Source organism: Janthinobacterium sp. UMAB-56, from assembly GCF_900095265.1.
Lineage (GTDB): Bacteria > Pseudomonadota > Gammaproteobacteria > Burkholderiales > Burkholderiaceae_D > Janthinobacterium.
Map to the genome: position 1 here is coordinate 1 of NZ_LT607674.1, position 14597 is coordinate 14597.

General features: G+C 56.3%; 10 protein-coding genes, 1 tRNA gene and 1 pseudogene. All 12 read left to right on the top strand.

Annotation, left to right across the window (positions count from 1 at the left end; genetic code table 11):
* A pseudogene (locus K0F85_RS26730) lies at positions 1–90 on the top strand (elongation factor Tu); the annotation flags it as partial.
* A 66-nt stretch (positions 91–156) separates the two neighbouring features.
* Positions 157–232 (top strand) — tRNA-Trp (locus K0F85_RS26735).
* Between the two features lie 32 nt (positions 233–264).
* Positions 265–648 carry a preprotein translocase subunit SecE gene (gene secE / locus K0F85_RS26740; RefSeq protein ID WP_010394308.1) on the top strand — a complete coding sequence of 128 codons (384 nt, stop codon included), beginning with the start codon at positions 265–267 and terminating at the stop codon, positions 646–648.
* The gene (gene nusG, locus K0F85_RS26745; protein ID WP_034753130.1) at positions 648–1274 is read left to right on the top strand and encodes a transcription termination/antitermination protein NusG; all 627 of its coding nucleotides are present in this window, start codon (positions 648–650) and stop codon (positions 1272–1274) included. The genes secE and nusG overlap by 1 nt, the downstream gene beginning before the upstream one ends.
* Before the next feature lie 114 nt (positions 1275–1388).
* Positions 1389–1823: a 50S ribosomal protein L11 gene (gene rplK, locus K0F85_RS26750; protein WP_034753131.1), complete on the top strand. Its 435-nt coding sequence runs from the start codon at positions 1389–1391 to the stop codon at positions 1821–1823.
* Positions 1823–2518, top strand: coding sequence for a 50S ribosomal protein L1 (rplA, locus tag K0F85_RS26755; RefSeq protein WP_034753134.1), 696 nt, complete (start codon positions 1823–1825; stop codon positions 2516–2518). Before rplK ends, rplA begins: the two co-directional genes overlap by 1 nt.
* Before the next feature lie 319 nt (positions 2519–2837).
* Entirely contained in the window at positions 2838–3377 is a 540-nt protein-coding gene (gene rplJ / locus K0F85_RS26760; RefSeq protein WP_034753621.1) for a 50S ribosomal protein L10, read from the top strand.
* Positions 3378–3444: 67 nt separating this feature from the next.
* Positions 3445–3816, top strand: coding sequence for a 50S ribosomal protein L7/L12 (rplL, locus tag K0F85_RS26765; RefSeq protein WP_034753136.1), 372 nt, complete (start codon positions 3445–3447; stop codon positions 3814–3816).
* Positions 3817–4060: 244 nt separating this feature from the next.
* Positions 4061–8167: a DNA-directed RNA polymerase subunit beta gene (gene rpoB / locus K0F85_RS26770; RefSeq protein ID WP_219118875.1), complete on the top strand. Its 4107-nt coding sequence runs from the start codon at positions 4061–4063 to the stop codon at positions 8165–8167.
* Positions 8168–8289: 122 nt separating this feature from the next.
* Complete coding sequence (gene rpoC / locus K0F85_RS26775; RefSeq protein WP_101483555.1) at positions 8290–12531, top strand: DNA-directed RNA polymerase subunit beta'; 4242 nt, start codon at positions 8290–8292, stop codon at positions 12529–12531.
* Between the two features lie 481 nt (positions 12532–13012).
* A complete protein-coding gene (locus K0F85_RS26780) occupies positions 13013–13642 on the top strand; it encodes a helix-turn-helix domain-containing protein (RefSeq protein ID WP_219118876.1) in 630 nt (209 codons plus the stop codon).
* Positions 13643–13718: 76 nt separating this feature from the next.
* On the top strand, positions 13719–14561 hold the full coding sequence (locus tag K0F85_RS26785; protein WP_219118877.1) for an HDOD domain-containing protein: 843 nt from the start codon (positions 13719–13721) through the stop codon (positions 14559–14561).
* Positions 14562–14597 lie beyond the last annotated feature (36 nt).

Below are 14597 nucleotides of genomic sequence, written 5' to 3' on the forward strand. Positions count from 1 at the left end.
CCGATCGCGATGGAAGAAGGCCTGCGCTTCGCTATCCGTGAAGGCGGTCGTACCGTCGGCGCCGGCGTGGTTGCAAAAATCCTCGCATAAGGAAATGTTATGCTAACACCCGGGGCGTCCTGGGTGGTAGAATAGCACTCCTCGAAAGTTTTACGTAGGGACGTAGCTCAATTGGCAGAGCGTCGGTCTCCAAAACCGAAGGTTGGGGGTTCGATGCCCTCCGTCCCTGCCACCGTCAAGGTGCAGGGCACCGAAAGTAGAAAAATGTCAAATCAATCCGTGCAAACCGTTAGCACGTCGAGTGACAAGATAAAAGTCGCGCTGGCAATAGTGGCTGCGATTGCAGGAGTAGTCGGGTTTTATTACCTGGCAGGCCAACCAGCTCTGGTGCGTGCAAGCGCGCTTGTGGCTGGTTTGGTTATTGCTGTTGCGCTCTTGTATGTCTCGACGACCGGCCGTGAATTTCTCAATTTCGCCAAAGAAGCTGTGCGCGAAACCAAGAAGGTCGTTTGGCCCACCCGCAAAGAAGCCACGCAGATTACTGCGATCGTGTTTGCCTTTGTGCTGGTCATGGCGATTTTCCTGTGGGGCACGGATAAATTGCTCGAGTTTTTGTTGTATGACGTAATTCTGGGTTGGAAAAAATAATGAGCGAAAATGTGCATGATGAAGCGGCGGACGAGTCCGTTCCGGGCGATGCTCCGGTAGCGGACACTGGTGCAGCGCTGAGCGTGCCAGTGAGCAGCAAGCGCTGGTATGTCGTGCATGCTTATTCCGGCATGGAAAAAAGCGTCATGCGCGCACTGACCGAGCGCATTGAGCGCGCGGGCATGCAAGACCAGTTTGGCCAGATCCTGGTGCCGATCGAAGAAGTGGTCGAAGTCAAGAATGGTGTGAAGTCTGTCACCGAACGTCGTTTCTATCCTGGCTATGTGCTGGTTGAAATGGAAATGACGGACGAGAGCTGGCACTTGGTCAAGAACACCAGCAAGGTTACCGGTTTCATTGGTGGCAAGTCGAACAAGCCGACGCCGATCTCCGCGCGCGAAATCGACGGCATCATGAAGCAGATGCAGGAGGGTGTCGAGAAGCCCCGTCCAAAAACCTTGTACGAGGTGGGCGAGCAAGTACGCATCAAGGATGGTCCGTTCACCGATTTCAACGGCAATGTCGAAGAAGTCAATTACGAGAAATCCAAAGTGCGCGTCTCGGTCACCATTTTCGGCCGCGCTACTCCGGTGGAACTCGAATTCGGCCAGGTCGAAAAAGTTTAAGTTGTATCAGCGCCACCAGGAGCGTCGCAGCAGTCTCAGCGAAATCCGGTCAGAGGAGCCCCGCCAGGGTAGGATCGGCGGGGCGCTACTACTCAATCCAAGATAGGAGCCATCATGGCAAAGAAAATCATTGGTTTTATCAAGCTGCAAGTGCCAGCTGGTAAAGCAAACCCATCCCCACCAATCGGTCCAGCTCTGGGTCAACGTGGTCTGAACATCATGGAATTCTGCAAGGCCTTCAATGCACAGACCCAAGGTCTGGAGCCAGGCATGCCAATTCCTGTCGTGATCACCGCGTTTGCGGACAAGTCCTTCACGTTCGTGATGAAGACGCCTCCAGCAACCTACCTGATCAAAAAAGCTGCTGCGATCACCAAAGGTTCGCCGAAGCCACATACCGACAAAGTCGGTACGCTGACCCGCGCACAAGCTGAAGAAATCGCTAAATTGAAAACCCCTGATCTGACCGCTGCCGACATGGATGCTGCTGTGCGCACCATCGCTGGTTCCGCTCGTTCGATTGGTATCACGGTGGAAGGTGTTGTATAATGGCTAAGTTATCCAAACGTATCAAGGCTTTGAAAGCCAAAGTCGACCGTACCAAAGTGTACGCTTTCGACAACGCTGTCGCTCTGATCAAAGAGTGCGCAACGGCCAAGTTCAATGAATCGATCGACGTATCGGTACAACTGGGCGTCGATCCTAAGAAATCCGACCAAGTGGTGCGCGGCTCCGTCGTGCTGCCAGCTGGTACCGGCAAAACCGTGCGCGTGGCAGTATTCGCGTCGGGCGAAAAAGCAGAAGCTGCTAAAGCAGCGGGCGCCGACATCGTTGGTATGGAAGACCTGGCTGAGCAGATCAAAGCCGGCGACATGCCTTTCGACATCGTTATCGCTTCGCCAGATACCATGCGTATCGTTGGTACCCTGGGTCAGATCCTGGGCCCACGCGGCATGATGCCTAACCCGAAAGTTGGCACTGTTACTCCTGACGTCGCTACCGCCGTGAAAAACGCGAAAGCCGGTCAAGTTCAGTACCGTACCGACAAATCCGGTATCATCCACGCTACCATCGGCCGTAAATCGTTCGCTGACGCGGATCTGAAGTCGAATCTGGTCGCACTGATCGACGCACTGAACAAAGCCAAGCCAGCATCGAGCAAAGGCGTGTACCTGCGCAAAGTTTCGCTGTCGTCGACCATGGGCGCTGGCGTCCGTGTTGATCAGGCTAGCCTGGCAGCTTAAGTAACAGAATCAAGTCCCACGCGCCTTCGGGCGCTGTGGGCGCATCTTTGGGCTGTCTGCCCGGTGTTCGCACCAGGCAGACAGACAATCAAAGACCGTTGGGCCGACTGCGATCGCACATGCAGAAGGTTAATAGGCTTGCCGGCAACGGCAAGTGCCCAACGCAGATGGTGTACCCGAACAAGTTTTGTAGTCCTCATGCTGCGTGAATCCATCCGCTCAGTTTAGTACTTCTTGACTTCGGACGCCGTGTTCGAACCGATGCAAGGCGCTCAACCACTCGGTTGTGATCGCTGAACATCATTTAAGGAGGTTGACCGTGAGTCTCAATCTGAATGACAAAAAGGCCGTCGTCGCCGAAGTTTCCGCACAAGTAGCAAATGCGCAAACGATCGTCGTGGCCGAATATCGTGGCATCCAGGTTGGTCACTTGACGCAACTGCGTGCTAAAGCGCGTGCCCAAGGCGTGTACCTGCGTGTGTTGAAAAACACTCTGGCTCGTCGCTCCGTTGAAGGTACCGCATTCGCCAGCCTGGCAGATGCCATGACCGGCCCGTTGATCTACTCGATCTCGGCCGATGCCGTTGCAGCAGCTAAAGTCATCGCTGACTTCGCTAAAACCAACGACAAACTGGTCATCAAAGCAGGTAACTACGCAGGCAAGCCGCTGGATACAGCTGCTGTCACCGCGTTGGCGAGCATTCCTAGCCGTGAAGTCCTCATTTCGCAGTTGTTGGGCGTTATGCTGGCTCCGGTTTCGGGCTTTGCACGTGGTCTGGCTGCCCTGGCAGCGAAAAAAGGCGAAGGCGCCGAAGCTCCTGCAGAAGCAGCAGCAGAAGAAGCCCCAGCAGCCGCTTAATTGCGCGCGCTTTTTTCTCTCAGTACCAATCTGATGTAACTAACGTAATAAATTTAGGAGTTTCAAAATGGCAATTAGCAAAGACGATATCCTGGAAGCAGTTAGCGCCATGTCCGTAATGGACCTGAACGACCTGGTTAAAGCATTCGAAGAAAAATTCGGCGTGTCCGCAGCAGCAATGGCTTCGGCCGGTCCTGCAGCAGGCCCAGCAGCAGCTGCTGAAGAACAAACCGAATTCAACGTCATCCTTGACACCTTCGGCGCAAACAAAGTTGGCGTTATTAAAGCAGTTCGCGAAATCACCGGCCTGGGCTTGAAAGAAGCTAAAGACCTGGTCGATGGCGCACCAAAAACTGTGAAAGAAGCAGTGTCGAAAGCTGACGCTGAAGCAGCACAGAAGAAACTGGTAGAAGCCGGCGCAACCGCTTCGATCAAGTAATATCTGTACCGGCGGCAGTTAGCGCCCGAGTCAAAGTCTGAGGTTTCCCCTCGCAAGGGGGGAAATCCGACTTTGGCTCCTTTGTCGTCTGCATCGTATTTGTCATGTAGTTGTAGCAGCAGTTTTTATTCGATTCAAGCCGGAAAGCAGAGCCTTGAGGTTTCGTCTGTGTCACACGCAGCGGTGCAAACGAACACTTGCAAAACCTGAATTTTCTATCCTTTCTGTCACTCACGGAGTGTCCATGCACTACTCATTTACTGAGAAGAAACGCATTCGCAAATCATTCGCGAAGCGCGCCAACGTTCACCACGTTCCGTTCCTGCTGGCGACCCAGCTCGAGTCTTATCATAGCTTCTTGCAAGAGGACATAGCACCGTCCGGCCGCAAGAATGATGGCCTGCAGTCGGCTTTCACTTCGATTTTCCCTATCGTGTCGCACAATGGTTTTGCGCGTCTCGAATTCTTGTCGTACGTTCTGGGCGATCCTGCCTTTGACGTCAAAGAATGTCAACAACGTGGCCTGACGTTCGCGTCGCCGCTGCGCGCGAAAGTGCGTCTGGTAATCCTGGACAAGGAATCGCCAACCAAGCCCGTCGTCAAAGAGATGAAGGAACAGGAAGTCTACATGGGCGAATTGCCGCTCATGACGACCACCGGTTCGTTTGTCATCAACGGCACGGAACGGGTTATCGTTTCCCAGTTGCACCGTTCGCCTGGCGTGTTCTTCGAGCACGACCGCGGCAAGACCCACTCGTCCGGTAAACTGCTGTTCTCCGCGCGTATCATTCCTTACCGCGGTTCTTGGCTGGACTTCGAGTTCGACCCGAAAGACATCCTGTTCTTCCGCGTCGACCGCCGCCGCAAGATGCCAGTCACGATCCTGCTCAAAGCCATCGGCATGTCGCACGAGCAAATCCTGGCGAACTTCTTCGTCTTCGATAATTTCAACCTGCGCTCCGAAGGCGCGGAAATGGAATTCGTCTCCGAGCGTCTGCGCGGCGAAGTGGCGCGTTTCGACATCGTCGACAAGTCGGGCAAGACCCTGGTGCTGAAAGACAAGCGTATCAACGCGAAACACGTGCGTGATATCGAAGCTGCCGGCATCAAGCACATTTCCGTACCGGAAGACTACCTGCTGGGCCGCGTATTGGCGAAGAACATCGTCGATGGCGACACCGGCGAAGTCGTCGCTTCCGCGAACGATGAGCTGACCGAAGATCTGTTGGGCCGTTTGCGCGATGCCAACATTTCCGAAATCCAGACCTTGTACACCAACGACCTGGATCAGGGCGCCTACATTTCGCAAACCCTGCGTATCGACGACACCGCCGATCAGATGGCTGCGAAAGTGGCGATCTACCGCATGATGCGTCCAGGCGAGCCGCCAACGGAAGATTCCGTTGAAGCGCTGTTCAATGGCCTGTTCTACAACTCGGACCGCTACGACCTGTCGGCCGTGGGCCGCATGAAGTTCAACCGCCGTATTGGCCGCGATGAACTGACCGGCGCCATGACCCTGTCGAACGAAGACGTGCTGGCCGTGATCAAGATCCTGGTGGAACTGCGCAATGGTCGCGGCGAAGTCGACGATATCGATCACCTGGGTAACCGTCGCGTACGTTGCGTTGGCGAACTGGCCGAGAATCAATTCCGCGCCGGCCTGGTGCGTGTTGAGCGCGCCGTCAAGGAACGCCTCGGCCAAGCCGAAGCGGACAACCTGATGCCGCACGACCTGATCAACTCGAAGCCGATTTCGGCCGCGATTCGCGAGTTCTTCGGTTCGTCCCAGCTGTCGCAGTTTATGGACCAAACCAATCCTCTGTCGGAAATTACCCACAAGCGCCGCGTATCGGCCCTGGGACCCGGCGGTCTGACACGCGAACGCGCCGGCTTTGAAGTGCGCGACGTGCATCCGACCCACTACGGCCGCGTCTGCCCGATCGAGACACCGGAAGGTCCGAACATTGGTCTGATCAACTCGCTGGCTCTGTATGCCCGCCTGAATGAATACGGCTTCCTGGAAACCCCATACCGCAAGGTAGAAGGCTCCAAGATTACCGATCAGATCGACTACCTGTCCGCCATCGAAGAAGGCCGCTACATCATCGCTCAGGCGAATGCGACCATCAACGACGAAGGCATGCTGTCTGATGAACTGGTCTCGGCCCGTGAAGCCGGCGAAACCATCCTGGTATCGCCAGAGCGCATCCAGTACATGGACGTGGCACCTGGCCAGATCGTTTCCGTCGCTGCTTCGCTGATTCCGTTCCTCGAACACGATGATGCAAACCGTGCATTGATGGGCGCCAACATGCAACGCCAGGCTGTGCCTTGCTTGCGTCCTGAAAAAGCGCTGGTCGGTACCGGTATCGAACGCACCGTTGCGGTCGACTCGGGCACCACCGTGCAAGCCTTGCGTGGCGGTATCGTCGATTACATCGATGCGGGCCGTGTCGTGATTCGCGTCAACGATGACGAAGCCACCGCTGGTGAAGTGGGCGTCGACATCTATAACCTGATCAAGTACACCCGTTCGAACCAGAACACCAACATCAACCAGCGTCCTATCGTGCAAGTGGGCGACCGTGTTGCCAAGCGCGACGTGATCGCCGACGGCGCATCGACCGACCTGGGTGAATTGGCGCTGGGCCAGAACATGACCGTGGCCTTCATGCCATGGAATGGTCTGAACTTCGAAGATTCGATCCTGATCTCGGAAAACGTCGTCAAGGACGACCGCTACACCTCGATTCACATCGAAGAGTTGTCGGTGGTTGCCCGTGACACGAAACTGGGCGCGGAAGAAATTACGCGCGACATCTCGAACCTGGCTGAAAATCAGCTGGCACGTCTGGATGAGTCCGGTATCGTCTACATCGGCGCTGAAGTCCAGGCCGGCGACACCCTGGTCGGTAAAGTGACGCCTAAAGGCGAAACCCAGCTGACCCCGGAAGAGAAGCTGCTGCGCGCGATTTTCGGCGAAAAAGCCTCGGACGTGAAAGATACCTCGCTGCGCGTGCCTTCGGGCATGATCGGTACCGTGATCGACGTGCAAGTCTTCACCCGTGAAGGCATCGTGCGCGACAAGCGTGCCCAGCAAATTATCGATGACGAACTGAAACGCTTCCGTCTGGATCTGAATGACCAGATGCGTATCGTGGAAGGCGATGCCTTCCAGCGTCTGGAAAAAATGCTGATCGGCAAAGTTGTCAACGGCGGCCCTAAAAAGCTGGCCAAAGGCGCCAAGATCACCAAGGAATACCTGGCCGATCTGGACAAATACCACTGGTTCGACATCCGCCCTGCGGACGACGATGCAGCGGTAGCGCTGGAAGCGATCAAGGAATCGATCAACGAGAAGCGTCACCAGTTCGATCTGGCCTTCGAAGAGAAGCGCAAGAAACTGACGCAAGGCGATGAGCTGCAACCAGGCGTGCAAAAAATGGTCAAGGTATACCTGGCCGTGAAACGCCGCCTGCAGTCGGGCGACAAGATGGCAGGTCGCCACGGTAACAAGGGTGTGGTTTCCCGTATTGTTCCTGTGGAAGACATGCCATACATGGCCGACGGCACGCCAGCCGACGTTGTGCTGAACCCGCTGGGCGTTCCTTCGCGGATGAACGTTGGTCAGATTCTCGAGACTCACTTGGGCTGGGCTGCCAAGGGTCTGGGTATCCGCATCGGCGAAATGCTGAAGGCGCAAACCAAGGTCGAGCAAGTGCGCAAGTACCTGACGACGATCTACAACGACAACGGCCGCGCGGAAGAGCTGGACAACTTCGACGACGAAGAGATCATGAAGCTGGCGGAAAACCTGAAAAAAGGTGTTCCATTTGCCACGCCAGTGTTCGACGGCGCCAACGAAGAAGAGATTCGCCGCATGCTGGACCTGGCGTATCCGGACGACATCGCCAAGAACCTCGGCATGACCGCTTCGAAAAACCAGGTGACCATGTATGACGGTCGCACCGGTGAAGCGTTCGAACGCAAGGTCACTGTCGGCGTCATGCACATGCTGAAACTGCATCACTTGGTGGATGACAAGATGCATGCGCGTTCGACCGGTCCTTACTCGCTGGTGACGCAACAGCCACTGGGCGGTAAAGCCCAGTTCGGTGGTCAGCGTTTCGGTGAGATGGAAGTCTGGGCACTGGAAGCGTATGGCGCGTCGTATGTCTTGCAAGAGATGTTGACCGTCAAGTCCGATGACGTGAATGGCCGTACCAAAGTGTACGAGAACCTCGTCAAGGGCGACCACGTGATCGATGCCGGCATGCCGGAATCGTTCAACGTGCTGGTCAAGGAAATCCGTTCGCTGGGTATCGATATCGACCTCGAACGCAACTAAACGACAGGCTTATTGACCCAATAAGCGTCATTTGGTTTGGGAAACACAAAGCCCGGCTGGGAAACCACGCCGGGCAATGTAGTCTCAGGAATATAGAAATTTAATCACCTCTGGAGTGATACATGAAAGCACTGCTCGATCTATTCAAGCAAGTACAGACCAACGAGACCTTCGATGCAATCAAGATCGGTCTCGCTTCGCCTGAGAAAATCCGTTCGTGGTCCTACGGCGAAGTCAAAAAGCCGGAAACCATCAACTACCGTACCTTCAAGCCTGAGCGCGATGGCCTGTTCTGCGCCAAGATCTTTGGCCCGATCAAGGATTACGAATGCCTGTGCGGCAAATACAAGCGCCTGAAACACCGCGGCGTGATCTGCGAAAAGTGCGGCGTTGAAGTCACGCTGGCCAAGGTGCGCCGCGAGCGCATGGGCCACATCGAACTGGCCTCGCCGACCGCGCACATCTGGTTCCTGAAGTCGCTGCCGTCGCGTCTGGGCATGGTCCTGGACATGACCCTGCGGGACATCGAACGCGTGCTGTACTTTGAAGCATACGTCGTGACCGATCCAGGCATGACCCCGCTGAAAAAATGCCAGATCATGTCGGAAGACGACTACGCCGCCAAGTACGAAGAGTACGGCGACGACTTCACCGCCTTCATGGGCGCCGAAGGTATCCGTGAACTGCTGCGCTCGATCGACATCCACCGCGATGCCGAAACCCTGCGCGTGGAACTGAAGGAATCGAAATCCGAAGCCAAGATCAAGAAATACGCCAAGCGCCTGAAAGTGCTGGAAGCGTTCCAACGTTCGGGCATCAAGCCTGACTGGATGATCATGGAAGTGCTGCCAGTGCTGCCGCCGGAACTGCGTCCGCTGGTACCGCTGGACGGTGGCCGTTTCGCGACCTCGGATCTGAACGATCTGTATCGCCGCGTCATCAACCGTAACAACCGTCTGAAACGCCTGATGGAGCTGCGCGCTCCAGAGATCATCACGCGCAACGAAAAGCGCATGCTGCAAGAAGCGGTCGATTCGCTGCTGGACAATGGCCGTCGCGGCAAAGCGATGACCGGCGCCAACAAGCGTCCGCTGAAGTCCTTGGCAGAGATGATCAAGGGCAAGGGCGGCCGTTTCCGTCAAAACTTGCTGGGCAAACGCGTCGATTACTCCGGTCGTTCGGTCATCGTCGTCGGCCCGCAATTGAAACTGCATCAGTGCGGCTTGCCGAAACTGATGGCGCTGGAACTGTTCAAGCCATTCATTTTCAATAAACTGGAACTGATGGGTCTGGCGACCACGATCAAGGCCGCTAAAAAGCTGGTCGAGATTCAAGAGCCGGTCGTGTGGGACATCCTGGAAGACGTGATTCGTGAACATCCGATCATGTTGAACCGCGCACCTACGCTGCACCGTCTGGGTATCCAGGCTTTCGAGCCAGTCCTGATTGAAGGCAAGGCCATCCAGTTGCACCCGCTCGTCTGCGCCGCATTCAACGCCGACTTTGACGGTGACCAAATGGCGGTCCACGTTCCTCTGTCGATCGAAGCGCAGATGGAAGCACGCACCCTGATGCTGGCATCGAACAACATCCTGTTCCCGTCGAACGGCGAACCGTCGATCGTTCCTTCCCAGGATATCGTGTTGGGTCTGTACTACGCGACCCGCGAAGCGATCAACGCGAAGAACGAAGGGATGATGTTCCCTGACGTGTCGGAAGTGATCCGCGCCTACGACAACAAGGAAGTCGAACTGACGACCCGCGTTACCGTGCGTATTACCGAATACCCGAAAAACGCCGAAACGGGCGAATTCGAGAAAACGGTTACCCGCTACGAAACGACGATCGGCCGTGCGATCCTGTCGGAAATTCTGCCTAAAGGCTTGCCGTTCTCCGTCCTGAACCGCGCGCTGAAAAAGAAAGAAATTTCCAAGCTGATCAACACGTCGTTCCGCAAGTGCGGCCTGCGCGCCACCGTGGTGTTCGCAGACAAACTGATGCAATCGGGTTTCCGCCTGGCGACACGCGCAGGTATCTCGATCTGCGTCGACGACATGCTGGTACCGCCTCAAAAAGTCACGCTGATCGCGACGGCCGAGTCGGAAGTCAAGCAGATCGAACAGCAATACGCCTCGGGTCTCGTGACCGCCGGCGAGCGTTACAACAAGGTCGTCGATATCTGGGGCAAGACCTCGGATGAAGTCGGCAAGGCCATGATGGACCAGCTCAAAGTCGAAGACGTGATCCGCCGCGATGGCACCAAGTCGACGCAAGAATCGTTCAACGCCATTTACATGATGGCCGACTCCGGCGCGCGCGGTTCCGCAGCCCAGATTCGTCAGTTGGCCGGTATGCGTGGTCTGATGGCCAAGCCGGATGGTTCGATTATCGAAACGCCGATTACCGCGAACTTCCGCGAAGGTCTGAACGTTTTGCAGTACTTCATTTCGACCCACGGTGCGCGTAAAGGTCTGGCCGATACGGCGCTGAAAACGGCTAACTCCGGTTACCTGACGCGTCGTCTGGTTGACGTAACGCAAGACTTGGTGGTGATCGAGGACGATTGCGGCACCATGAACGGCGCCGTCATGAAGGCACTGGTCGAAGGTGGTGAAGTCATCGAACCGTTGCGTGACCGTATCCTCGGCCGCGTGGTAGTGCATGACGTCGTCAATCCTGAAACCCAGGAAACGCTGTACGAAGCCGGCACCCTGATGGACGAAGACATGGTCGAAGAGATCGAGCGTCTGTCCATCGATGAAGTCAAGGTCCGTACGCCACTGACTTGCGACACGCGCTTCGGCCTGTGCGCCAAGTGCTATGGCCGCGACCTGGGCCGCGGCATGCTGGTCAACGCCGGCGAAGCCGTCGGTGTGGTGGCAGCGCAGTCGATTGGTGAGCCTGGTACCCAGCTGACCATGCGTACCTTCCACATTGGTGGTGCGGCATCGCGTGCAGCAGTGGCATCGTCGGTGGAAGCCAAGTCGAACGGTACCATCCGCTTCACGGCAACCATGCGTTACGTGACGAACGGCAAGGGCGCGCAAATCGTCATTTCCCGTTCCGGCGAAGTGCTGATTACCGACGACCATGGCCGTGAGCGTGAGCGTCATAAAGTACCGTACGGTGCGACCCTGATCGTCAAGGACGGCATGGTCATCAAGGCCGGTACGGCCCTGGCAACGTGGGATCCGCTGACCCGTCCGATCATTACCGAATACGCCGGTCAAGTGCGTTTCGAGAACGTCGAAGAAGGCGTCACCGTAGCCCGTCAGGTCGACGAAGTGACCGGTCTGTCCACCCTGGTGGCGATCGATGCGAAACGTCGTGGTTCGCTGACCAAGACCCTGCGTCCGCAAGTCAAGCTGATCAACGACGCGAACGAAGAAGTCAAGATCGCCGGCACCGAACATTCGGTGGCGATCGGCTTCCAGGTCGGCGCACTGATCATGGTGAAAGACGGTCAACAGGTATCGGTTGGTGAAGTGCTGGCACGTATTCCTACCGAATCGCAAAAAACGCGCGATATTACCGGTGGTCTGCCACGCGTTGCGGAACTGTTCGAAGCGCGCTCGCCGAAAGATGCCGGTATGCTGGCAGAAGTCACGGGTACGGTTGCGTTCGGTAAAGAAACCAAGGGCAAGCAGCGTCTGGAAATCACGGACATGGACGGCAACAAGCATGAGTTCTTGATCACCAAGGACAAACAAGTGCTGGTGCATGACGGCCAAGTCGTGAACAAGGGCGAGATGATCGTGGACGGCCCGGCCGATCCGCAAGACATCCTGCGCCTGCTGGGTATCGAAGCGCTGGCACGTTACATCGTTGACGAAGTGCAAGACGTGTACCGTCTGCAAGGCGTGAAGATCAATGACAAGCACATCGAAGTGATCGTGCGTCAGATGCTGCGCCGTGTTCAGATCGTCAATGCCGGCGACACCAACTACATCGTTGGCGAGCAGGTAGAGCGTTCGGAACTGCTGGATGAGAACGATCGCATGGCCGTTGAGAACAAGATTCCAGCGACCTACGAAAACGTCTTGTTGGGTATTACCAAGGCATCGCTGTCGACCGATTCGTTCATCTCGGCCGCATCGTTCCAGGAAACCACCCGCGTGCTGACCGAAGCGGCGATCATGGGCAAGCGCGATGGTCTGCGCGGCCTGAAAGAGAACGTCATCGTCGGCCGCCTGATACCTGGCGGTACGGGCCTGGCTTTCCACCGCGCACGCAAAGAGAAAGAAGCGTGGGAAGTGGAAGAGCGTCAAGCGCTGCTGCTGGCCGAGAAAGCCTCGATGGCTGGCGAAGCTGCAGAAGCTTTGCAGGATATCGAGAGCCAGCAACACCACGGCGACGAAGCGTAACTACGCTGCCAGCTGACAAGAACGGCACCTTCGGGTGCCGTTTTTTTATGCCTGCGCACTTATTTAAAACATGTGCAGCAATAGCGGGGTAGGGCGTCAATCATGGTGGTTCATTTGCATCGGCTAAAGCGCCATTTATATCGCGCATTTATTAATTGCCGGAATGGTGAATCAAACTTATATGCCGGTATGCTTGCCGTTTTATTTATGTATCAATATGGCCGGGTTACTGTGACCTCGGGAATGTTTGAATGGATGGCAAAGCCTGGTGATGCGCTTGGTGCTAGCGGATATGAAGTAAGCGCTCACAAAGAGTCTGTGCGAAAAGTGTCCGCAGGCTGCCCGCTGCTGTGTCATCGCCATTTGGCTTCGCATGGGCTCGCCCATTGCTGATGATGACGCAGCGTTGCGTTGTTGTGGCGTCACGCCCTGTTACCCTCGTCACGCCAGTTTCCAGTTCATTCATGCTAAGATTTGGCGCATGATTGCCCAAGCCCTGTTTACTCCCGCCCAGCAGAAATTGCTGGGCTTGCTCTTTGTCCGCGTGAATGAAGGTTTTCATTTGAACGAGATCATGCGCCTGACGGGCCTGGGCAGCGCATCGGCGCAGCGGGAACTGCGTCGTCTGCATGAAGCCGGCCTGATTACCTCTGAACGGATCGGCAATGTGCGGCGCTTCTGGCCCAACAAGGAAAGCCTCGTGTATCCGGAGTTGAGCGGCCTGGTGCAGAAAACCTTCGGCATCGTCGGCGTGCTCAGCGGGACTCTGGCCCCCTTGCGTGGCCAGTTGCACCTGGCCTTCGTGTATGGCGCCACAGCGAAGGGCCAGGACATGCCTGGCAGCGCCATCGATTTGCTGCTGGTGGGAGAAGAAGCCAATTATGGCGATCTGTTGACGGGATTGGCCCCTGCAGAGAAAACCCTGAGGCGAAAAATCAATCCCAATTTATATACGCTGGCCGATTATCGCCGGCGCCTGCGTGAAGGCCAGCCATTTTTGCTGCAGGTATTACAGCAGCCGAAGTTGTTTGTCATCGGCGATGAATCGTTATTGCACGCGCTGGCATCAGCCGATTCGTCATTGCCAGCGAATGACTGGCCATCGGTATGATAAAGGCCAGGGCTGGCATTCAATTTCTAAGGCATGAAATCGTTGGCTGGAAAAATCTCTTAGGCGGATTGAGCGTATGATAAATAAATTGCAGGCTTTCGGTTTAATTGTTTCCCAGGCAGTGCGCGGAGAATTAATCTTCCCTACGAGTGTTAATTCCGCCTTGCAATTACAATTGGCTCTGGCTGAACCGGACTGCCATATCGACCATGCGATCAAGCTGGTATTGGGCGAGCCCTTGCTGGCGGCGCGCACGGTGGCGCTGGCCAACTCTGCCGTGTATAGCCGCGGCGATGCGCTGCCCGTGACCAGCGTGCGCGCCGCCGTCATGCGCATGGGTTACCGCAATCTGTTTGCGCTGGTGGCGGCCATGGTGGTGCGCCAGTTCGGCAGCAAGATCATCGACCCCGTGCTGCGCCAGAAGGCAACCCAGTTGTGGGAACACACGGCCCACGTGGCGGCGCTGGCGCACGTGCTGGCCCGCCGCGTCACGCACGTCGATGCCGACACGGCGCTGTTCGCCGGCATCGTGCATGAGGTGGGCGGTTTTTACCTGTTGTCGCGTGCCGACGAGTTCCCCGGCCTGCTCGACGACGATGCGGATCACTGGATGGAGTCCGCTGAAGAAATCATTTCCCGCGAAGTCATGAAGAAGCTGCTGATCCCGTTGGCCGTGAGTGTCGCCATCGAAGGCTTGCGCGATGGCTTGCTATCGATCCCGCCCGATTCCCTGCTCGATACTTTGTTATTGGCTAAGCAACTGTCACCCGTGCCTTCGCCCTTGCAGGCGACGTACGTGGAAATGCTCACGCCCTCCGATTCCGTGATCGATTTCATTATCGACAACGAAACCCTGCAAAGCATCCTGGCCGAGTCAAACGAGGAAGTGCGCTCGATGAGTGCGGCGTTGCTGGTGTAGGCGCGCAGCCGGCAGGCAAAAAAACGGCAGCCCGTT

Excerpts from the sequence above, each read along its gene's own strand:
- rplL (WP_034753136.1), top strand. The coding sequence starts at position 3,445 with ATGGCAATTAGCAAAGACGATATCCTGGAAGCAGTTAGCGCCATGTCC.
- rpoC (WP_101483555.1), top strand. The coding sequence starts at position 8,290 with ATGAAAGCACTGCTCGATCTATTCAAGCAAGTACAGACCAACGAGACC.
- rpoB (WP_219118875.1), top strand. The coding sequence starts at position 4,061 with ATGCACTACTCATTTACTGAGAAGAAACGCATTCGCAAATCATTCGCG.
- rplK (WP_034753131.1), top strand. The coding sequence starts at position 1,389 with ATGGCAAAGAAAATCATTGGTTTTATCAAGCTGCAAGTGCCAGCTGGT.
- nusG (WP_034753130.1), top strand. The coding sequence starts at position 648 with ATGAGCGAAAATGTGCATGATGAAGCGGCGGACGAGTCCGTTCCGGGC.
- secE (WP_010394308.1), top strand. The coding sequence starts at position 265 with ATGTCAAATCAATCCGTGCAAACCGTTAGCACGTCGAGTGACAAGATA.
- K0F85_RS26780 (WP_219118876.1), top strand. The coding sequence starts at position 13,013 with ATGATTGCCCAAGCCCTGTTTACTCCCGCCCAGCAGAAATTGCTGGGC.
- K0F85_RS26785 (WP_219118877.1), top strand. The coding sequence starts at position 13,719 with ATGATAAATAAATTGCAGGCTTTCGGTTTAATTGTTTCCCAGGCAGTG.
- rplA (WP_034753134.1), top strand. The coding sequence starts at position 1,823 with ATGGCTAAGTTATCCAAACGTATCAAGGCTTTGAAAGCCAAAGTCGAC.